At 50.7% G+C, this 20,980-nt stretch carries 23 protein-coding genes and 1 rRNA gene; 9 read left to right on the forward strand and 15 right to left on the reverse strand.

Features of this window, described 5'->3' with window-relative positions; translation table 11 throughout:
• Positions 1 to 158: 158 nt before the first annotated feature.
• Complete coding sequence (locus EOE67_RS19925) at positions 159 to 728, reverse strand: TlpA family protein disulfide reductase (protein ID WP_127701293.1); 570 nt, start codon at positions 726 to 728, stop codon at positions 159 to 161.
• A 183-nt stretch (positions 729 to 911) separates the two neighbouring features.
• On the opposite strand from EOE67_RS19925, the gene EOE67_RS19930 reads away from it, so the two are divergent.
• Positions 912 to 1,775 (forward strand): PA4780 family RIO1-like protein kinase, encoded by an 864-nt coding sequence (locus EOE67_RS19930; protein WP_127701343.1) that lies wholly within the window; start codon positions 912 to 914, stop codon positions 1,773 to 1,775.
• A gap of 140 nt (positions 1,776 to 1,915) precedes the next feature.
• Here the strand turns inward: EOE67_RS19930 and EOE67_RS19940 are convergent, their stop codons facing one another.
• Both EOE67_RS19940 and EOE67_RS19945 read right to left on the reverse strand, forming a co-directional pair.
• Positions 1,916 to 3,289 carry a Gfo/Idh/MocA family oxidoreductase gene (locus EOE67_RS19940; RefSeq protein WP_127701295.1) on the reverse strand — a complete coding sequence of 458 codons (1,374 nt, stop codon included), beginning with the start codon at positions 3,287 to 3,289 and terminating at the stop codon, positions 1,916 to 1,918.
• Between the two features lie 189 nt (positions 3,290 to 3,478).
• On the reverse strand, positions 3,479 to 3,931 hold the full coding sequence (locus tag EOE67_RS19945; protein WP_164852449.1) for a DUF4920 domain-containing protein: 453 nt from the start codon (positions 3,929 to 3,931) through the stop codon (positions 3,479 to 3,481).
• A gap of 271 nt (positions 3,932 to 4,202) precedes the next feature.
• On the opposite strand from EOE67_RS19945, the gene EOE67_RS19950 reads away from it, so the two are divergent.
• Genes EOE67_RS19950 through EOE67_RS19960 form a run of 3 tightly spaced genes read left to right on the forward strand, consistent with a single transcriptional unit; the run spans position 4,203 to position 5,366 of the window.
• Positions 4,203 to 4,547, forward strand: a complete 345-nt coding sequence (locus tag EOE67_RS19950; protein WP_127701300.1) for a hypothetical protein — start codon at positions 4,203 to 4,205, stop codon at positions 4,545 to 4,547.
• 20 nt (positions 4,548 to 4,567) lie between these two features.
• Complete coding sequence (locus EOE67_RS19955) at positions 4,568 to 5,080, forward strand: hypothetical protein (protein ID WP_127701303.1); 513 nt, start codon at positions 4,568 to 4,570, stop codon at positions 5,078 to 5,080.
• Between the two features lies 1 nt (position 5,081).
• A complete protein-coding gene (locus tag EOE67_RS19960) occupies positions 5,082 to 5,366 on the forward strand; it encodes a hypothetical protein (protein ID WP_127701305.1) in 285 nt (94 codons plus the stop codon).
• Positions 5,367 to 5,449: 83 nt separating this feature from the next.
• Here the strand turns inward: EOE67_RS19960 and EOE67_RS19965 are convergent, their stop codons facing one another.
• The 10 genes from EOE67_RS19965 to EOE67_RS20010 form a co-directional block, all read right to left on the reverse strand.
• Positions 5,450 to 6,652, reverse strand: coding sequence for a serine hydrolase domain-containing protein (locus EOE67_RS19965; protein ID WP_127701308.1), 1,203 nt, complete (start codon positions 6,650 to 6,652; stop codon positions 5,450 to 5,452).
• A gap of 58 nt (positions 6,653 to 6,710) precedes the next feature.
• On the reverse strand, positions 6,711 to 8,120 hold the full coding sequence (locus EOE67_RS19970) for a M23/M56 family metallopeptidase (RefSeq protein WP_127701310.1): 1,410 nt from the start codon (positions 8,118 to 8,120) through the stop codon (positions 6,711 to 6,713).
• Between the two features lies 1 nt (position 8,121).
• Positions 8,122 to 8,568: a BlaI/MecI/CopY family transcriptional regulator gene (locus EOE67_RS19975; RefSeq protein WP_240652890.1), complete on the reverse strand. Its 447-nt coding sequence runs from the start codon at positions 8,566 to 8,568 to the stop codon at positions 8,122 to 8,124.
• A gap of 90 nt (positions 8,569 to 8,658) precedes the next feature.
• Positions 8,659 to 9,354 (reverse strand): aspartate/glutamate racemase family protein, encoded by a 696-nt coding sequence (locus EOE67_RS19980; RefSeq protein WP_127701312.1) that lies wholly within the window; start codon positions 9,352 to 9,354, stop codon positions 8,659 to 8,661.
• A gap of 52 nt (positions 9,355 to 9,406) precedes the next feature.
• Positions 9,407 to 9,880 (reverse strand): hypothetical protein, encoded by a 474-nt coding sequence (locus EOE67_RS19985; RefSeq protein WP_127701315.1) that lies wholly within the window; start codon positions 9,878 to 9,880, stop codon positions 9,407 to 9,409.
• 31 nt (positions 9,881 to 9,911) lie between these two features.
• The gene (gene deoA / locus EOE67_RS19990; protein WP_127701317.1) at positions 9,912 to 11,228 is read right to left on the reverse strand and encodes a thymidine phosphorylase; all 1,317 of its coding nucleotides are present in this window, start codon (positions 11,226 to 11,228) and stop codon (positions 9,912 to 9,914) included.
• A 12-nt stretch (positions 11,229 to 11,240) separates the two neighbouring features.
• Positions 11,241 to 11,834 carry a cytidine deaminase gene (locus EOE67_RS19995; protein WP_420849798.1) on the reverse strand — a complete coding sequence of 198 codons (594 nt, stop codon included), beginning with the start codon at positions 11,832 to 11,834 and terminating at the stop codon, positions 11,241 to 11,243.
• A gap of 97 nt (positions 11,835 to 11,931) precedes the next feature.
• Positions 11,932 to 13,107, reverse strand: a complete 1,176-nt coding sequence (locus tag EOE67_RS20000) for an MFS transporter (protein ID WP_127701322.1) — start codon at positions 13,105 to 13,107, stop codon at positions 11,932 to 11,934.
• Between the two features lie 158 nt (positions 13,108 to 13,265).
• Complete coding sequence (locus EOE67_RS20005; RefSeq protein WP_127701324.1) at positions 13,266 to 14,075, reverse strand: amidohydrolase; 810 nt, start codon at positions 14,073 to 14,075, stop codon at positions 13,266 to 13,268.
• Positions 14,057 to 15,208, reverse strand: a complete 1,152-nt coding sequence (locus EOE67_RS20010) for a methionine aminotransferase (RefSeq protein WP_127701327.1) — start codon at positions 15,206 to 15,208, stop codon at positions 14,057 to 14,059. The genes EOE67_RS20005 and EOE67_RS20010 overlap by 19 nt, the downstream gene beginning before the upstream one ends.
• Before the next feature lie 159 nt (positions 15,209 to 15,367).
• Between EOE67_RS20010 and mtnB the strand changes: the two genes are divergently transcribed.
• The 5 genes from mtnB to EOE67_RS20030 all read left to right on the forward strand — a co-directional run bounded on the left by mtnB (position 15,368) and on the right by EOE67_RS20030 (position 18,521).
• On the forward strand, positions 15,368 to 15,997 hold the full coding sequence (gene mtnB / locus EOE67_RS20015) for a methylthioribulose 1-phosphate dehydratase (RefSeq protein WP_127701329.1): 630 nt from the start codon (positions 15,368 to 15,370) through the stop codon (positions 15,995 to 15,997).
• Positions 15,998 to 16,150: 153 nt separating this feature from the next.
• Entirely contained in the window at positions 16,151 to 17,047 is an 897-nt protein-coding gene (locus EOE67_RS20020; protein ID WP_127701331.1) for a LysR substrate-binding domain-containing protein, read from the forward strand.
• 146 nt (positions 17,048 to 17,193) lie between these two features.
• Positions 17,194 to 17,706 carry a tetratricopeptide repeat protein gene (locus EOE67_RS20025; protein WP_127701334.1) on the forward strand — a complete coding sequence of 171 codons (513 nt, stop codon included), beginning with the start codon at positions 17,194 to 17,196 and terminating at the stop codon, positions 17,704 to 17,706.
• Between the two features lie 119 nt (positions 17,707 to 17,825).
• A complete protein-coding gene (locus tag EOE67_RS20595; RefSeq protein ID WP_164852450.1) occupies positions 17,826 to 17,969 on the forward strand; it encodes a hypothetical protein in 144 nt (47 codons plus the stop codon).
• A 129-nt stretch (positions 17,970 to 18,098) separates the two neighbouring features.
• The gene (locus tag EOE67_RS20030; protein WP_127701337.1) at positions 18,099 to 18,521 is read left to right on the forward strand and encodes a DUF3010 family protein; all 423 of its coding nucleotides are present in this window, start codon (positions 18,099 to 18,101) and stop codon (positions 18,519 to 18,521) included.
• An 84-nt stretch (positions 18,522 to 18,605) separates the two neighbouring features.
• Here the strand turns inward: EOE67_RS20030 and EOE67_RS20035 are convergent, their stop codons facing one another.
• Together EOE67_RS20035 and rrf are read right to left on the reverse strand one after the other, a co-directional pair.
• Positions 18,606 to 20,642: a S9 family peptidase gene (locus tag EOE67_RS20035; protein WP_127701340.1), complete on the reverse strand. Its 2,037-nt coding sequence runs from the start codon at positions 20,640 to 20,642 to the stop codon at positions 18,606 to 18,608.
• A gap of 237 nt (positions 20,643 to 20,879) precedes the next feature.
• Positions 20,880 to 20,980: ribosomal RNA gene (gene rrf / locus EOE67_RS20040) — 5S ribosomal RNA — on the reverse strand; the annotation flags it as partial.

Raw genomic sequence — 20,980 nt, forward strand, 5'->3', positions numbered from 1 at the left:
GAAAAGCGGAGTTTTTTGTCTTGCCGTTCAGGCGCGAAGAGCGTTCATATCCAAGGCTGGTAAAGAGAAAACCGAGTAAATATCCACATAAAAAATAATGCCAGTCAGCTTATCTGACTGGCATTAGGTTCTGTACCGGGCTTTTTATTTACCGGAACTTACCAATGGATTTCGGTCAGCACGTCCGGAATTTCGCCTAAAAAGCTTTTTACAATCCGATTGTTTTCATCAACTAACACAATTCGCGGGATCCCGACATTGGTAAACTGGTGATACATCGCCCGATCAGCATCAACCACCAGCGGGAACGTTACCTGATACTCAGTCGCAAACTTACGCAGACTCGCCACATTTTCTTCGCGGCCAATGCCAACAATTTGCAGGTCTGTTTGGTTGACCAAAGGCGAGGCGATAATTTTCTGAAAGGCACGTTGCGAGTCGTGGCAGGTGGTGCCAAAGAAGATCACCAATTTGCGCTGGTTTGGCTGAGTCAGTGAAACTTGCTGGTTTTCAATCGAAGTCAGCGTGGTCAGCGGCATTAAATCCCCTGCCTTCAACCTTTGTTCGGTCTGTCGGACTGGCCTTGCCGCAGTTGTTGGCGCTGATGATGTTGACGCGGTGGCAGAAATTTTTGCTGAAGGTTTGACCGGTGCCGGCACCTCGGCCAAAGTGCTGCAAGCCGGTAACAACGGCAATAAACTGATTAATAAAGTGATTTTTAGATTCATTTTAACTTCCTGTGGCAGAGGGTTCACCAGCCTGAACCGCCGGTATGACGAAAAAGTAAACAGCAGAGCTTTTTTAAACGAATGGCTGCGCCAGTGCAATCAGTTTCGACCAGCTTTTTCCAGGCTCAGGGATTTCTGCAGCCGGATATTCCAACACTGCCCGAAACAAGGTATAACGGCTTGATGAAAATTCCAAAACGAATCCAACCGCTGGTCGATGAAGGCCTGGTCGACGAAGTGCTGCGCCCGCTGATGAGTGGCAAAGAAGCGGCCGTGTTTGTCGTGCGTTGTGGCGAGCATATTCGCTGCGCCAAAGTCTATAAAGATGCCGATCACCGCAGCTTCAAACAAGCCGTGCAATATCAGGAAGGCCGTAAAGTTCGCAGCAGCCGTCGCGCCCGCGCGATGGAAAAAGGCTCCAGATACGGCCGCCAGCAACAAGAAAACAGCTGGCAGAACGCTGAGGTCAGTGCCCTGTATAAACTGGCCGATGCCGGTGTGCGGGTACCGGAACCTTACGGCTGCTTCGACGGCGTCTTGCTAATGGAGCTGGTAACCGACGCCGACGGCGATGTCGCCCCACGCCTGAATGACGTTGCGATGTCGGCCGAACAGGCGATTGAAGATCATGCCATTATGATGCGCTACATTATGCGCATGCTTGGGGTGGGTTTAGTCCACGGCGATTTATCGGAATTTAACGTCCTGGTCGACAGTTATGGCCCGGTGGTCATCGACCTACCGCAAGCCGTTGATGCCGCAGCCAATAACAATGCTGGCTGGATGTTGGAGCGGGACGTCAATAATATGACCCAGTACTACGGTCAGTATGCGCCGGAACTGTTGCAAACCCGTTTTGCCAAAGAAATTTGGGCGCTATATCAGGCAGGTGATTTTGACCCTGAAACTGAACTGACTGGTGAATTCACCGACCCAACCGAAGCGGCTGATGTTGACTCAGTGCTGGAAGAAATCAAAGCCGCCTTTGCTGAAATGGTTGAACGGCAAGAGCGCAAGCAGGCCGCTGACGAACCGGACGAGCGTTAACCCGCAGTGCCGCTCGTATGTGCAATCTGTGCAATCATCGTTCGGTGAGACTAGATCACCAGTCAGGAAATGCTGGCGTTTGAATGGCTGGAACAAGCCGGTACCGACCAGTTCCGCCACATTAGCCGAGGCTGGCTACGTTAACCACCGACCACCGGCAAAGGCTTTGCCGATTGCCAGATGCCGCGGCTGAAATCCGGAAAGTCTTTACTATTGCCCCGATCCGCCACAGATGCGACCGACAACGGTAGTACCGCTGACCAGGCCGCGCCATCATAAACATCCTGATCCAAAGGTTCGGCGTTACGCAGGCAATAAATCAACCGCCAGCACATCAGAAAATCCATGCCACCGTGCCCGCCATTACGCTCAGCATCTGCGCCCATCTGGCGCCACAGCGGATGATCATACTTTTGATACCAGGGTTCCATCTCGGTTTGCCAATGATGGTAATCGCCGTTGCCGCCTTGCTCCAGCGCAATCCGGTTCGGGAAACCAGCAAATACGCCATTGGTACCCTGGATTAAATTATGCCGGCTGTAAGGTCTTGGTGTGGTCGTATCATGCTGCAACATAATGGTCCGACCCTGCACGGTTTTAATGATACTGGTATTGATATCCCCGCAAATATACTTCAGCTGATTGCGCTGGTGATCGGCCGGGAATTCACGCTTGGCGTATGCAGCACGGCCAAGCGCCGGTGAACTCATTGAATTGAGATAATCAAAGCGGTCGCCACGATTGATATTCATATACTGGGCAATCGGCCCCAGACCATGGGTTGGGTACAAATTGCCGTTCAATTTCGCTTGATAGCCGGTGCGCCAGGAGCCGGTTTTGCGCTCGATTTCTTTCATTTGCCAGCGTAATTCATGAATATACGCCGCTTCACCATGCAATAACTCGCCGAACACGCCCTGCCGGACCATATTCAGCACCATCAACTCGTCGCGACCGTAACAGACGTTTTCCAGCATCATGCAATTGCGCTGCGTCAGCTCGGCGGTATCAACTAAGTCCCACATCTCTTCCAGCGTCAGCGCCAGCGGCACTTCCACAAAAGCGTGTTTACCAGCCAACATCGCCGCTTTCGCCATCGGATGATGCCATTGCCATGGTGTGGCAATCACCACAATGTCGACGTCGTCACGGTTCAGCAATTCCAGATAAGATTGCGGATGATCGCCATACCAAGCTGGCGTAGGTTTGCCATTTTGTTGGAACATGTTTTTGGCACGGGCAATGGTGATAGGATCGGTATCACAAATCGCCGTAATCACCGCCCCTTCAATATTGGAAAAATGCCCGATATAACCAACACCACGTTCACCAACGCCAATCAGGCCAATCCGCACCAACGGCATGGCGGGCACCACCAGCCCCATCACCGATCTACCAACCGCTTTGGGTAGTACTTTTTGGGTTTGACTGCACGCAGCGGTATTGGCGAGTACGCCAAGCGCCGCTGTGGCCAGCGAAGCTTTCATAAAATGGCGGCGGTTAAAATCGGTCATGTCTGGTCCTGTGTCAGAAGTTGCTTAGTTTATTGCCTGCGGCAGCCGAATGATCGGGTGACACCCACAATCTCGAAAGCAAATGAAACATAAAATCGGCATAAACTCAAGATTAAAGCGCCAAACATCGCCAGTCACGCTTTCAATTGCTTGCCTTTATCGAGAGCGAAGTTACGACCGCGACAAAGGTTACTCACTGATTTCAACGGCAGTTGGCACTAACTGCAATAAAACAATCGGCTTGGTGACAGAGCCCGCATCAAAAGCCGTATGATTTCGCTCGGCAATTTCCGCCAGATGTTCCCGGCTGGACTCTAAATCAAGTTCGGTTTTCACCAGTTGACCGGTCGCAAAAGCCTTTTTTCCTTTGGCACTGACCGGAAAGACCATATCGCCATCCCGCACTTTAATTTTGAAGTGCTGCGCTGATGTGTCAGACGCCAACTGCATCCAGCAGCCCTTATTACTACAGACACTAATAATTTCACCCTGCACTGTCACCGGCTTCGCCAGATATTGATCCGGCGCTGCCACGATCATGGAAATTGGCGTTAATACTGCGTGATCGACTTTGCCGCCGAAATTTTGTGCCAACAGAAGGGTGCTAAACCCAAGACTTGCCATCACAACTACCGATTTCATCACTGTGTGCATATACTCTCCAAAAATAAGGATTTGCAGTTCAGAAAGAACCACAGCTGAATAGTTTTACCTGAAATGACGCATATCAGCCAGCGTCAAAGACTTGGGATTGACTGGAAAAAGCGCCCAACAATGCAAATATCAAACAAATATCAAATTGTTATCAACTCTTTTGGTTAGTTAACTGGCACATTTTTAAATGGACGTTGCAGCCCTACTGTTAGCTGCAACTGATCCGCAATGACAAGACCGACCCAAAAGGAATAGCCCGATGACTGGAATTAATCTTAATATTCAGAATAGTTATGCTGCGCTGTATAGCACGTCTCTGGCGCAAACCAATAATCAGCCCCGTAACATAAATACGGGCTCTGCAGCTGAGACCGCAAATAATGCTTCAGGGCGCGGTGAAAATTTAACATTGAGTGCAGAGGCTATTGCGCTGTCACAACAGACATCAGAACCAACCCCTCCAACTGAAGTAACACCACTTGGTTCAGGAACAGGGATCAGACCGCCAGAAGTTACGCCATTAGGTGGTGGACCCGGCATCCGACCACCGGAAGTTACACCATTCGGTGGTGGTCCGGGAATCAGACCTCCTGCGACTCCATAAACATCGCCACGAGAAGCCTTATGCAAAACGAATTTGTTGCATTTATGATTAGTCTCGACCGATATGTTTTTGTCGGCTACCTGTTACTTCTCATTATTGCACTGCTGGTTAATAAAAAAATATCTTCAGTGACAACGGCATTTTTTACACTGTGCTGCTGGCAAGCCCTTTCAGTATCTGTAAGCCAATTTCTGTACGAGCAAGCCTCTCATGACGGTATTCTCTATAAGTTTTTCTGGTATGGCGCCTGGACGGTGAGTAATTTGTTTTTTATCTGGATGATTTACCAGTTTCATCTGATGCAAAAACTCCGCGCGACTTCAATCGCGATTGCGGTTTCGATGCTGATCCTGTCCAACACGGCCATTCAGGTACTGGATTTTATTGACCGAGCGACCGCCAATAGTGGGCTAATGGCAAATATCTATCAGCTGTTTATTCCGGCCAGCAATATTGCAATTATTCCGGTGGTCATTTATCTCTGGTGTTTTGAGTACCGGAAAAATATCAATATTGCAGCTGCGGGGGCGTGACATGGAGTTCTTTCTGGTTTTAATTTCACTGTCGTTGCTGATCCTTTCCTATCATTTTCACGCCAAACTTTATGCGTTAGCCGGCGAGCCGCAAATCTATGCTGAGGTAGCACTTGAACTACATCAGCAGGCGCATGAATTATTAATGCGTAAAGATCAGATCGAAGCCAGTCAAAGCCCGGAAGGCAGTGATGAAAATGAACGTTGGAAAAATGATTTAGCGCAGTATATGGAAGATTACGAACAAAAAGGTTTGGTTAGAAGACGTGTCCATCTTGGGCGTTAAATCGAAACAATTACCGTAGCTGTTGGCGTCATGCTTATCATACCCAGGGCAGGCTGCATCACCTGCCCTTGGCATTTTTGGCTTTAACCTCTGGCGTTGCCGGTTACTTTGAGTGCGGATCTGCCTTGCTTCGTCAACCGCCCCTGCTGTTTCACCGGGTGAAGCAACTGCTGCCAAAACCAACCGGCTAACGGTCCGGTGACATCGGCTTCAGCGTTCGTCAGCAGCACCAAGCCATAACCGGTTTGCGGCGAATAGGCGATATAAGGCCGATAACCATCCACCACGCCAGCATGGTAATACAACGCCTGCCCGTCATATTGCACCATCCGCCAGCCGCGACCATACCAGGCACTGACCTGTTTAAATTGCTGCCACACCGGCCAGCGTGGTTTGCCCGGCATTTTGGTCAGCGGCTGCTGTAACTGGCTTAATAAAGAGCCAGACAATACTGCAGGCTGCTGCCCTAACATCGCTTGTAAGTACACCGCCAGATCACGGGCGCTGGCATTCACGCCTGCTGCAGCGCCAAATCGGTAGAAATTCGCTTTGGGCTTCACCACCCGCCAGCCTTTACCGCCACGTTGATGCGGCATGGCTTTGTTGCGTGATGCCAATAACGGCGCCAGACCCACAGTCGCAGTCTGCATACCCAAAGGCTTAAACACCCGTTGTTGTAACAGATCTGCATACGTCAGGCCGGTAGCCCGCTCCAGTGCATCACCCAGCAAGCCAAAAAACACATTCTGATAACTGTAACAACGCCCCAATGGACAGACCGGGCTCAGTTCTTTTAACCTCGGCAGAATTTGCGCAGGGGTTTTATCCGCTTCAATCAGATCTTCAAAAGCATGCGCCCAAAAACCACTGCTGTGGGACAACACTTGCTCCATGGTCAGGCTTTGCTCCAGCTGCGACGTGCGCAACTTCAGCTCTGGCACATAGCGGGTCAAAGGTTGTTGCAACTGCAATTGTTGTTGCGCCTGCGCCTGCACCAGCGACACCCCGGCAAAGGTTTTGGACACCGACGCCAACCGGAACACCGTATCGGCATTCACTCTGGCTTTTTCGCCGACCGCACGCACGCCATAACTGCCAATTTTTACGATGCGATCGTTGTTGACGATGGCATAAGCGCCGCCTGGTACTTTGGCTTTTTGCAGCTTCTGCTGAAATTCCTGTTCAAAGGCGGCAACCAGTTGCTGCTCAGTTCGGTCTGCTGCACTTGCTTGAACCTGAAAACAACACAACAGCAACAGCCAGCGCTGCGAATACAAAAAATCCATGCAAAAACTCCAATCCAAACAAAAATCTGTCAGCAAAAATGAATAAGTACGACCAACACTAACGGTCCCATTGCAACAAAGGTGTTGGATCAAGCTGTTGCCCCTGGTGTAGCAACTCGAAATGCAAATGTGGACCGGTCGCCACACCACTGGCACCCACAGCACCAATCTGCTGACCTGCGTTTACCCGCGTGCCAGATTGCACCGAAAAACTATCCAGATGTGCATACAAGGTCTGATAGCCCTGACCGTGATCCAGCAGCACGATATTGCCAAAGCGTGGATGCAGACTATGGTTATCGGCAATCAGCACCACGCCATCTGCGCTGGCAAATACCGGGTCGCCGCTGTGACCGTCAAAATCGATACCCTGATGTGGCCTATTTTGCCGGAATGGACTGACAGTGCCGTAACCGGAATTCACTTTTGCCTGCGCCACCGGCAACTGCCATTCACCCGACGGCCCCAGCTGCCCTTGTAGAGCGCTGCAGCCGATATTCAGCCCTAGCGCCAGACTTAACAGCAACGTCGGCAACCAGACTCGCAAGCGGTTATCAAAACCACTGGTTTGAAACAAAGCCGCCAGCCGCTGCCGGTAACCTGCTTCATCACCGCTGGCCTGAATAAAACTGGCAAGTCCAGGCTGCGCTTGCTGCTGACACAGTTTCAGACTACTGATCAGCGTCAAACCATACAGCTGCGCCTGCTCTGGTTGCACCGCCAGCACTTGCCGATCCACGGTCAGCTCCATCGCCTGACCAAAAGAGCGTTCAACATAACGCAGCGCCGGATTAAACCAACAAACGGCGACCACCATCCGCCAGCCCAACAGCTGCCAGGGATCCCGACGCTGCCAATGCTGTAATTCATGCGCCAGCAACAACGCACGTTGTTGATTGTTAAATTGCCAGTAATAAGCCGGCAGCATCAGTACAGCTTGGCGGCCACCAAAAATAAAAGGCGAAAGCGCTAAGTTGTGCTGCCGGATTTGCATCTGTTCCAGTCGTGGATCAAGGCTGGGGATTTGTTGTTCGAAAGCAGTAGCCTCGACCGTAAATAGCGCAGTCGGCGCAACCGGTTGTGATTGCTGATACAAAGTTCGCAGCCGAAGATACTGCCGCACCAGTCGCCACAATTGCCAAATCGCACCAAGCACCAGCACCGCCAACAGTGCTTGATACAACAGCTCCATTGGCTGCCAAGTAACAAGTGCCGGGTGTTGCGCCGTTGCCGTCAACTGCCCCATCTGCTGCGTCGCATCCAGCCAAAAGGTCTGCGGCAACAGGATGGCAACGGGCCACTGCCACTGTGGCCATAACGGCACCGAGGCCAGCAGCAATAGCCACCAATACAACGTCGGCCATTGCAGCAGTGGTGCGCTGCGACGTTGCAACACCAGCAAAAGTACTGTCAGCAAAGACGTCCAGAGCACAAATGCGGATAATTTTAACAACAGCAGGCTTAACATCTCACGGCTCCCCGCTGTCGACCGGTTTCGTTAGCTGTGCGGCTGCCAGCTGCTGCAACAGTTGCTCTAAATCAGCGATCTCGGCGGCACTGACCAGCTTACTGTCGGCAAACATCGCTACCGGCAATGGGCCATCTATTTCAAAAATCCGTTTGGCAAAATCCTGCGCAAAACCAGCCAGCGTCGGCATTTTGTCGAGGGTCGCGCGGTAACTATTTTTGTTGCCTTGCGCCTGCACCGCGACAAAACCTTTTTCGCCCATCCGCTCCAGCGTTTTGCGGGTGGATGAATAGCCCCAACCGAGTACCGTTTCCAGCTCATCATGCAGTTCGCGGGCAGTCAGCGGTTGTTTTTGCCAAAGCAGTTTCAGGATTTCCAGTTCAGGCGCGGTGGGTTGTTGCATAGCGGTACGGCTGTTTAGAATGAATGTCGCCGTATACTGCGACATTGGTCACAGCTTGACAAGTTTTATTTGCGACAGATGTCGCAGGTGGTAAGCATTGAGCGGGGCTTGATCAACCCCTCAATCAACCGCAGATCAATTGGCTAACGCCCACTGCGCCGCCGCTTGCGCGTGAATTTGCGTGGTATCAAATAACGGCACTTGCGCATCGGCAGCACCGACTAACAGGGAAATTTCGGTGCAACCCAGAATAATCGCCTGTGCGCCCTGCTGCACCAATTGCTGCATAATCCGCCGATACAGCTGACGCGAATCATCACGAATAATGCCATGACACAGTTGCTGGTAAATAATGTCATGCACCAGTTGCCGATCCGCTTCGCCCGGCGTCAACACCTGCAACTCAAAGCGATCTTGTAGCCGTTGTTTATAAAAATCCTGCTCCATGGTAAAACGCGTACCCAATAACGCCACTCGCTGTAAACCATGTGCCCGAATTTGCAGCGCAGTTGCATCGGCAATATGCAGCAGAGGAATTTGCACTGCAGCTTCGATCGCTGGAGCTACTTTGTGCATAGTATTGGTACAAAGCACGATGGCTTCGGCGCCGGCCGTTTGTAATGCCAGAGCCTGTTGCGCCAGTAAATTTCCGGCGGCTTGCCAATCACCCTGACGCTGCAACAGTTCCACTTCGGCAAAATCAACACTCGCCAACAACAGTTTGGCGCTGTGTAAGCCGCCCAAACGTAGCTGCACCTGGCTATTGATTTCACGATAATACGGGATGGTTGATTGCCAGCTCATACCACCGATTAAACCAAGTGTTTTCATTCAGACTCCGCCCCTCGTTGTTGCCAACTCGCTACTTTGAACGTTGTTTGCTTTAGCCGTTAAGCCGCGAGATCTGCTGCAAACGCCAGAGCTTGCGCAGGCCGATGCCATAACAGCAAGCCAGCGCCAGGCAAATCAGCGAAGTTACCCACAAAAACATCGGTCGCTGCTGCAACTCGGCAAAAGCTTGCATCAGCGGTGCATGCACCAGCCAAAAACCCATTAAAGCGCGGCCAAAAAAGATCACCGCCACCAGCGCTAACACGGTTTTTTGCAGCGGTAAGGCCGGCATCAAGCCCGTACCAGCCCAGGCATAGATCGCCCAAACCCACAACATGGCCGAGATCGCAACCGCCGTCACGGTCGGATACCAATCACCCTGCTCCGCCAGTTGCGCCATGCCTTCGCCAGCACCAAAAAACCGGTACCAGTCCGGCCCACCGGCGATAATCAGCAAGTGCAATAAGGCGGCGAGTGCAGTCGCAACAGCGCCCCAGACCAGCCAGGGGTTATGGGTGGCTTTCATGCGTTTTCCCGATATTCATTTTGCTTCCTGCTTAATCAATAATTTTATGCACAATCGGATGCAGCTGCGGTGCAGATTCAGACCAGCTTAAAGCCGCCAAATATTCCGAAGTTGCCTTTTGTGCGGCTTCCACTGAAGCAGCATGCACCCGCGCTATCACATCACCCTGACTGACTTTGCCGCCAAGCGCAACGATATCGCTAAAACCAACAGCCGGATCGATAACTTGCGCCGGATGTGCCCGACCACCACCCAAGCGCACCACTGCCATACCAACAGCCGTGGTATCGCTGGCCGCCAGATAACCCGCTTGTGGCGCCTGAATATCCAGTACCACGGGTGCTGCAGCCAGATACTGCGCTGGCTTTTCAAATAAATCAGCCGGACCACCCAGACTACTGACCATCTGCGCGAAAATTTCGGCGGCTTTGCCTGAGGTTAAACTGCGTTCCAGTGCCGCGACAGCGCTCGTTTTATCGGCGAATAAACCGGATAATTGCAGCATGCTGGCGCCCAGTTCTAACGTCACTTGATGCAAACGTGGTTCGCGGTATTTGCCGGTCAGATAATCCAGCGTTTCCAGCACTTCCAGCACATTACCAGCGGTCGCACCCAGACATTCGTTCATATCGGTGAGCAGCGCCTGCGTTTTTACGCCAGCGCCTTTGGCGGTATTGACGATACTGGTCGCCAGTGCGGAAGCATCCGCAACGTTTTTCATAATAGCGCCGGAGCCAATTTTCACGTCCATCGTCAGCACATCTAAACCGGCGGCTAATTTTTTCGACAAAATTGAAGCCGTGATCAAAGGAATAGATTCAACTGTGGCCGTCACATCACGGATCAGATACAAACGACGATCGGCCGGGGCTAACTCAGCGCTTTGACCCACAATCACACAACCTAATCGCGCCACTTCGGCCTGTATTTTTGCCAGTGGCTGCGTACAACTGTAACCCGGAATTGTTTCCAGTTTATCCACAGTACCACCGGTATGGCCAAGGCCACGACCAGCGATCATCGGCACATAACCACCACAAGCAGCGATCATCGGCGCCAGCATTAAACTGACTTTATCACCCACACCGCCGGTGGAATGTTTGTCGACCACCGGGCCATTCAACTTGCCAGCCCAGTTCAGCACCGCACCTGAGTCGCGCATGGCACGGGTTAGCGCCACTGTTTCTTCAGTCGCCATGCCGTTTAAATAAATTGCCATCGCTAAGGCCGCAGTTTGTCCTTCGCTAAAGCTATTATCGGTAATACCAGCGACAAATTGCTGAATCGCCGCTTCTGGTAACTGACCGCCATTGCGTTTTAATTTGATAATTTCCTGAGGTAAATACAAAACAGACTCCGATTAATTCGATGATTCAGTTGGACCAGTTGCTTCAGTTGCTTCAGTTGCTGAAGTTGCGTCAAATAGCTTGCGGGTTTCGACTTTGGCGCTTTGTGCCAGATAAAGCGGTGTAAAAGCGCTTGGCAATAATTCGCCGACCGACCATTGTTGGATTTGCGCCAGATGATTGCAGCTGGCTATCGGACTTTCCGGCGTGAAGAATTCAGCAATCACCTGGCGGCACATACCACAAGGCGGCGTCAGCCGTTCTTGCGGGGTAAACACCACCAACGCCTGAAACTCGCGTTCACCGGCAACGATTGCCGCAGCAATCGCATTGCGTTCCGCACAGATAGTTCCGCCGTAGGAGGCGTTTTCAACATTACAACCGGTATAAATTTTGCCGCTGCCGGCCTGAATGGCGACACCAACCGGAAAATGACTGTAAGGGGCGTAGGCTTGCTCAGAGGCAGCACGGGCTTGTTGTTGCAGTAAAGCCCAATCAATTGATGTGTTCATCAAGTGAAAACTCATAGTGACCATGGGCAGCCTGTTATGCCCTGATTTGATGACAGAATCAAGATCTGACCGGGTGTTAATGCAGAATTTGCTAATATTTTGTCACTAATTCAGAACTTGCAGCAACATTTGCACTGCCAGATGGCTAAATAGGTTTAGCCATCTGCAGCTTTGTTCAGGTCCACATCAGTGATTATTCAACAACAGCTCTGGGTGTAGCGCGGCGGCTAAACAGCCAGACCGTTGCAAATAACCAGCACGCAGACAGCGGCATTAGCCAAAACGCGGTGCCAATACCAGCGCTATTCGCCCATAATCCGGTGCCTAAACCCGCCACCTGGCAGCCTAAAGAACCGCCGATATTCGACAGTCCCGACAGCACAGCGCCGTTTTGTGGATCTAAATCCATCGCCGTGGCCAATAACAACGGGAATAAACCACCAAGACCTAAGCCCAGCAAGAAATTACCGCCACCGAGCAATAGAGTACTGTCGGCTAACTTCAGCAATAAAGCGCCGATCAGCATACAAGTAGCGAGAATACGCAACAAATGCCGCGCACCAAATACCGGAATTAACCAGGAAAAACATAACCGGCTAATCACCATACCGCCGGTAAACCAGGCAAAGACTAAGCGGGCTTGTTCAGTCGGATACTCCAGCGCAGTACTGGCATAACTGACAAACCAATTGCCGTTACCCCATTCCACAGCACCATACCCAAACATCGCCAAGGCCAAAGCGACAAAAGCTGGCTGTTTTAGTACTGCAGTATAAGAAAGACTTTTGCGCGGCGGTTCCGGTTGCGCTGGCCCGGCTTTAATCGCTTTGGCGATCACCAACGCATAAACCGCCAGACCGATCAGCGATACCGCTAAAATTCGCAGCGGCCAGCGCCAGTCTTCCTGCCACCAGTACAACATCACCACCAAAAACGGCGCCGCTAAAGTGCCAAGGCTGAACATAAAATCCATCAACCCCATCATTTGCGCTCTTTTGTTGGCGTGCAAACGGGCGATCAAGGTGTGGCCAATGGTGAACATCACCGAGCAGAACAAACCAAATAAATAAATACCAATCAGCAACTGCGTCACACTGGTGACCAACGACAAGCAGGTTAACAACACAGTTTCGGTCAGCGCTAAACCAGCGAAAAGCTTTAAGAAGTTGAATTTCTGCACATATTTGCCGCCAAGGTAGGCGCCGGAAACTGTGCCAAGTGCCATCACCAGGAAAAACCAGCCACTTTGCGCTGAGGTCATTTGCAACGATTTGGCTAAATCCGGCAGCAACACACCCCATAAAATAATCAGGATCCCCAATAAGAAGAAGCCGGAAAAAATTAACGCGGTTGGGTGGAAGCGGGACATGGTTCAGACTCAATTTGGTAATTAAATTACATTATACCCGATCATTTCGTCGAGTAAGCGCTTAACTTTTTAGAAAAGATGAAATTAAATTACAAAATAAACCGCGTCCGGTCGACCATGTTTGGTATTGGGTCTCAGCTCAAACGCCGGATTTGGCGTTAATTGTCCAACAAAACAAATGCATCCGCATCCAGCGCCGCCGGAAATTGCTGCCGGAATTGCTGCAACTGATCAAGACGCAAAGTTGCGATCAAGATCCCGGCTTGCCCGGCTGGTAACTCTGCGATTGGCTCACCCAGATAATTCAGTGCCACCGAATCGCCGCTATAGCAAAATTGATTGCCATCCTGGCCAACTCTGTTACACCCCAGCACAAAAGCCTGATTTTCCATCGCCCTGGCGGCCAGCAAGGTCGACCAGATCCGACGCCGGGGTTCCGGCCAGTTCGCGACATAGATCAGCACATCATAATCACCCTGATTGCGGGCAAACACCGGAAAGCGTAAGTCATAACAAATCTGCAGATTCAGGCGGAAGCCTTTGTATAGCACCACGGTACGCGCGGACCCCGCCGCATAATGTTGATGTTCACCAGCCATCCGGAACAGATGTTTTTTATCGTAATGCTCAATACTGCCATCGGGATGCACAAAAATCAGCCGGTTGACGACGCCAAATTCGGTGCTAATAGCCAGCGATCCGGCAATCGCAATTTGATAATACTGCGCTTGTTGCTGCAACCACTGCACTGTTGATCCTGTCATCGGCTCTGCTATCTGGGCACTTTGCATCGAAAAACCGCTGTTAAACATTTCCGGCAAAATCACCAAATCAATGTCTGGCAGCTGTGCAAAACGGTCTTTAAAACAAGCGGCAAAATAGTCACAGTTGGCTGTTGCATCCTGCCATACCAGTTCACTCTGAATAATGGCGATTTTCAGTTCTGCGGTTACGGATTTAGTCGACATAAACGCTCCGCTGCCTGTTCCAGTGTTGCTGGTTGTTTGGCAAAACAAAACCGGATAATTTTACTGTCCTGCTCCTGGCGCGAAAACACCGAAAGCGGTATCGCCGCCACGCCGTGCTCAACAGTCAGCCAATGACAAAACTCCACGTCATTTAACGTGCTAATCGCACTGTAATCGGCCAGCTGAAAATAAGTCCCTTTGCATGGCAGTAGTTTGAACGCGCTGCTTTGCAACAATCTGGCAAACTGGTCGCGTTTTTGCTGATAAAAACCAGCCAATTCAGCGATCAATTGCGGCCTTTGTTGCAGCACCGCGGCGATGGCAAATTGCGCCGGCGTGAAACTGGAGAAGATCACATACTGGTGAATTTTCCTAAATTCCAGGCTTAAATTGGCCGGTGCAATGCAATAGCCCAATTTCCAGCCGGTGACATGAAAGGTTTTACCGAAGGAACTCACCACAAAAGTACGGTCCAATAATGCCGTCTGCTGATGTGCGCTGAGCTGCGCCGCGCCATCAAACACCATATGCTCATACACTTCATCACTGATACAAAACAAGCCGTGTTGCTGCACTAAATCAGCCAGCGCCCGCCAGTCGGTGGCACTGAACACCATGCCGGTCGGATTATGCGGGCTATTGACGATAATCAGCCTGGTTTGATCAGTGACCCGTCGATGCACCGCTTGCCAGTCAATCTGATACTCGGGCGCTGCCAGTTGGATATGAATGGTTTTGCCACCGGCAAGTTCCACCGCTGGCTGATAACTGTCGTAGGCCGGGTCAAACACTATCACCTCATCGCCAGGACGCACCACAGCCTGAATCGCCACAAATAAAGCTTCGGTGGCACCGGATGTCACGGTAATTTCGGTGTCGGCATCCACTAGTCGCCCATAACAACGGGCGGTCAAAGCGGCTATTTGCTGACGTAATATCGCCACACCACTCATCGGCGCATATTGATTGTTACCCGCCGCAACCTGACGGTTCAGTTCGTCCAATAACAGTGGTGATGCGGGGAAGTCGGGAAAACCCTGAGATAAATTAATCGCTTGATGCTCAGCCGCTAGCTGAGACATCTGGGTGAAAATGGTGGTACCGACCCAGGGTAATTTACTGCGCAGTTCCATAAAGCTCCTTGCTGACTGGATTTTTGCTGGCTTATTGAGCTGATGCTAGCATTTTTTTGCAACAGACAGTCTGCTCCAATAACAAAAAACGTCTTGGCCGCAGCAGCACGGCGATGCTATCATTCAGACAGTTTCACGTATAGACGTCTAAACATAAAGATGAATACAACAACCAATTTCCAACTCAATCCTTATGCTGTGCAGTTGTGCACTTTAAGCCGCTGGATCAGCGCCAAACAATGGGCACCCGCCGGCAGTGGTAATTTTTCGATTCGCAGCAACGAGCATGGTTGCCTGATCACCAGAGCCCATAAAGACAAAGGCGAACTGAGTCCACATGACTTAGTGCAGATCAGCTGGAATCGTGGTGAGGCCGAGTTCACTGCCAAAGCAGCCGATAGTGCCTTGTTACATGTGGCGTTATATCAACAGTTTCCGACGGCCAAAGTGGTGCTGCAAACGCAGTCGGTGGCGGCGAATGTCTGGTCGCGGTTGATTAAAGCCGACAACTTTCTGTTTAGCGGTTACGAACTGCAATCGGTGATCACCGGGCAGCCTGCCCAGCAGCAGAGTTGCAGTCTGGCCATTATTGATGCCAACCAACCCATGCCATTGCAAGCTGCCGAAATCAGCCGTCGTGCGAGCGAACTGAGCAGCGGTTTATTGATCCGGGGTCATGGCTTGTATGTCTGGGGTGAGAGCCTGGAACACAGCAAACGACAGCTCGAAGCCTGGGAGTTTTTGATCAGCTGTGAACTGGAACGGATGAAAGTCAGCGGGCTGCTGTAACGGCAGCCAATGCGCTATTTTAGTGCAAGCCTGCGACCATCATGGGCATCGCCGTCACTGCACACTTATTAATATTTTTATATTTCAATCACTTAATACTTGGTTCAGCAATTGCTTTGTCTTGGGATCAAACCGAGCACGGAGCATTCGAAAATGCCAGTTCATACCCCGTTGCGCGGCTTACGTTGTTTCTGCGTTGCCGCCGAATGTTTAAGTTTTAAAGAAACTGCCAGTCAGCTATATCTGACGCCATCTGCTGTTAGCCATCAAATCAAACAGTTAGAAGAAAGCCTGGGTATGAGTTTGTTTGAACGGCAAACCCGGGCGGTGATCCTGACTGCGGAAGGCCGTCGTTTTTATCAGGCGATTAATCCGCTAATGCAGGGCTTGTCCGCCACTGTGGCCGAATTTTGTCAGACTAAACGTGAGCAAGTGGTCAGTATTACCTTGCCGGAGTTTTTCGCCAGCGAGTTTTTTGTGCCGAGACTTGTCGGCTGGTCGGCGCAACATCCGGCGATTAATTTACGCCTGGAAACGGTCAAGTCACGTCAGGAAGTGACCAAACATACCGATCTGCAGATTATCCTCGCCAGCAGCAAACCGACCGACAAAAAAGCCCACCAACTGTTTCCAATCAGCTACGTACCGGCTTGCAGCGCCGATTGGTATCAACGGCTGATGGTTGACCCACTGGAATTACCGGCGCTGGAAACCGTGCCGTTGATTGTGCATCAGGCGCGCCCCTGGTGTTGGCATCAATGGGCCGATCAGGCCGGTTACGAAGATTTCCGGCCAAAACAGATTATCCAGCTCGATAGTATGTTCAGCGTAGCCCGTGCCGCGCAGCAAGGACTTGGGGTGGCGCTTATTCCGCTGCCAATCAGCCAGGCCTGGTTTGACAGCGGCAGTCTGGTGCGGTTGTTTGCCGAAGAGCTGCATACCCGCGACCATTATTATCTGGTGCAGCACGACAGCAGCGAAAACCGGCCGGAAATTCAGTTGTTGATCGACTGGGTACTGGCGCGGTTTTGCGCACATAACCACAGTTGAATGTGAGCACAGTTGAATGTGAGCACAGTTGAATCCAATTCAGCCATCGGGTTTAATTTTCTCGTTTGTCAGCCTAGGGTCAAATTCTCTACAGTTGGCTCAACAGCAATCAACCGGATTGCTGTGTACCAACCGGGAGTTCGACCATGAAAACACGTCATACCTTATGGGCCACCTCTTTGTTGTTGGCCAGCTTCGCCAGTATCGCTGGCAGCAATGGTTATAAAATGGTGGTGATTGAAGAAGACCTGATTGCCGGAGCAATCAGTGCAGGCACTATTGGCAGTGTATTAGCTGACCCAACACTTGCGAAAAGCGATGATGTGTTTGCGCGTCAAATGAGTCTTTGTGTCGCTTACGCTAAAACCGAACAATTCGATTTAGCCGCCAAGGCCTGTCATAAAGCAGTCATCGTCAGCCGTCAAAATGCGACGCGTCCAACCGAAGTTGACCGTGAGCTTAAATCTTATGCTTACAGCAACCGCGGCGTTGCCAAAATGCTGACCGGCGACAATATTGGCGCTTTAGCAGATTTCCAGCGGGCGGATGAAATTGAAAGCAGCGCCGTTAGCCAGCACAACCTGAGCAAATTGGTCGCGCAATTAAATGGTCCGGTCGAAAGCCGCACTGCCATGCTGCAAACCAGTTCACCGGAATAACTGCCGATGCAGAGCAGCGTGCAAATCTTCGGTAACGCCGACAACAGCGGCATCAGAGGGACAGCTTAAACCAGCTGTGGCCTCTGATGTTTCCGGAACAATTCCATCAGGAGCCCATGATGAAAAGTTTTAATAGTATCTTACCCAGTCAAACCAGTCACTTGCAGTCGTTTTTAGAGTATTGCCTGTTGTCACTGCAAGAAAGTTGGTCGTTCTATCGGGATCTGGCGGTGAGTCAGTGGGATCTCGACGATGAGGTTTAATGTTGCCGCGCCTGGGTTTGAACTGCCATCTTTAGTGCTTACTCAGGCTCTTCTTCCGCAATAATTACCGCTGGTCCAGGCTTTACGTGGCATAATAGCGCCCGTTGAAATTTTTAGTGGGTGACAAGCATGCGGGTATGTGGCGTAGATATAAAAGGCAGTGAAATCATTTTATGTTTAATGGAAATGGAAAATGGCCTGTTTGATTTACCAGACTGCCGCCAGGTTCGGTTCCCACTGTTAAAAGATCAAGATACCGACCAAATGCGTAAGTTCCAGTTTTCGATGGCAAAACTGGCTGAAGATTACAAAATTTCCAAATTCGTGATCCGCGAGCGGGCGCAAAAAGGCAAGTTTGCCGGTTCTGCCATTGGCTTCAAAATCGAAGCAGCCCTGCAACTAATCACCAGCGTCGATACTGTTATTTGCACCAACGCGGCGATTAAAGACAAGCTGGCAGCCCACCCAATTCCGGTGGTATTTAAAGACACCGGCCTGAAAGCCTTTCAGGAAACAGCTTTTACCACCGCTTATGCCTACTTAATTCACTGATCTGGCCTATCGTTCACAGTGAAAGAAAATCCCCGAATGATCGGGGATTTTTTTATGGCGCAATTTATAGTGCAAAGAAACTGATTACTCAGCCTTTTTCAGTCGGTACTTATCAAACCAATACACGATGTAGGCAGGTTTCGCCATCATATTGCTCGGCCGCGCGTGGATTGAATGCGAAGCGCCCGGGATCCTTACCATCGCCGTATCAATTCCTCTTAATTGTAAGGCCTGATAAAACTGCTCAGTTTCGGAAATCGGCGTGCGGTGATCGGATTCACCGGTCATCAGCATGGTTGGTGTTTTGACATTGCCAACATAGCTGATCGGTGAATGTTTTAAATAATGCTCCGGCTTTTCCCACGGCATACCCGGGAACCAATATTGACTGAAATAGTTATACATATCAGCGTTTAACACAAAGCTAAACCAGTTAATCACCGGATTCACCGCCACCGCAGCTTTAAAGCGATCGGTATGGCCTACAATCCAGCTGGTTAACAAGCCACCGCCACTACCACCGGTGACAAAGAGCTGATCGGGTGCAATAAATCCCTTAGCAACTGTCGCGTCCACCGCATCCATCAGATCGTTGTAATCCTGGCTTGGAAAATTGTGGTGAATTAAGTTGGCGAACTCCATACCGTAACTGGTACTGCCCCGCGGGTTGGTGTACAGCACCACATAACCCTGTGCCGCCATCAACTGCAGTTCCATCGCAAACACCGGACCATAAGCCGTATGTGGGCCACCATGGATTTCCAGGATCAGCGGATACTTTTTACTCGGGTCAAATTTAGGTGGATAAATCAACCAGCTTTGTAATTTGCGCTGATCAACGGACGATGTTACCCAAAACTCTTCAACTTTGCCGATATCACGCGCCAGTTGTAGATCTTCATTCAGCGCGGTTAACGCTGTGATTTTACCGCTTTGCCATAACCCCAACTCGGCAGGTGCCTGGCTGGACATCTGAGTAAAGGCGATTTTATCGTTGTCCGACACACTAAAGCTGCCGCCGGTGTAAGGGCGGCTGTATGAACCACCACCAACTTGTTCCACCAATACTTTGGCTTTGCCGTTGAATGGCTGCAGCGCAATTTTGCCTTGACCTTGATCATCGTATTGGATGTAAAGGGCATCACTGTCGGCATCCCATTCAAAACTATCGATATTGCGGTCGAGATCAGCAGTCAGGCTCCGAACTTCACCAGATTTTAAGTTTTTGACGTACAGCTGACTGGCTTGATGCGCTAATTTCTTATCGTCGTATCCGAGATATGCCAGCCATTTACCATCGTCAGATAAAGAAGGTGATTGGTCCGGACCAAAACGATCGGTGATTTGGCTCAGTTTTTTGTCAGCTAAGGTCAGCAGGTAAATATCACTGTTTTGTGCCTGAGCCCTTTTATCAGCCTGACGATTGGCGGAAAAGTAAAAAGCTTTGCCATCCGCTTGCCAGCTAATTTCACCGGCATGATCAAAATCACCACTGGTTAACTGAATTGGCGTGCCGCCATCAGCGGCCATCAGGTAAATTTGCCGATAGCCGGACGGCAAGTAACCACGGCCATCCGCCCGATATTGCATGGTATCAATATAAACCGGCGCTTTAGCCCAGTCGTTTTGCTCCGGTTTGCCTGGTAAAGTCACCGGATTTTTTGCTTTGACCGGTGTAAACATCGAAAATGCCAGCCACTTTCCGTCGGGTGACCAGCTGATATCGGCCGGCGGGTGCGGTAAATGGCTGATTTGACCGCTGGTACCACTGTCCAACCAGCGCAAATGAATTTGTGGTTTGCCGGATGCAGCAGATACAAACAGTAATTTTTTACCATCTGGCGACCATTGCGGCGAACTAATATCAGCTTGCTCAGCCACTAACGGCTGTAACTGGCCGGTTTTGGTATTGCTCAGCCATAAAGAGCCGACTCTTTTGTCGAGCGCCTGATCAAAACGGTTGCGCACAAACACGACTTCACTGCCATCTGTATTCAGCTGCGGCTGCGACACAAATTCAAGCTGGAACACATCTTCATATTGCAGCGGCTGATTAGCATAAACAGCTAAACTAACGCCTGTTGCAGCTGTCAGTAGTAAACCCTGGATAAAACAATGCACGGTAGTTTTCTCTGATGATTATTTTCACCAGATACTAGGGGCAGCCTGCGATTGCTGGCTAGCAAGTTGCGGTTAACACAGCGATTATTGGGGTGAGTGGAGTTGGCGGCAATAGTCTATGACGGGTGAGCATTTCGGTACGATTCAAAACCTACCAAAATGGCTTAAATGCGCTATTTTTTCCGATTTAAAATGCAAAAAGCCCGCTCATTGAGCGGGCTTTTTGACTGATTGGGAGCCTGGCGGTGTACTACTCTCGCATGGCATCTGCCACACTACCATCGTCGCAGCTGCGTTTCACTTCTGAGTTCGGAATGGATTCAGGTGGTTCCACAGCG

Source organism: Rheinheimera riviphila (assembly GCF_004005945.1).
Lineage (GTDB): Bacteria > Pseudomonadota > Gammaproteobacteria > Enterobacterales > Alteromonadaceae > Pararheinheimera > Pararheinheimera riviphila.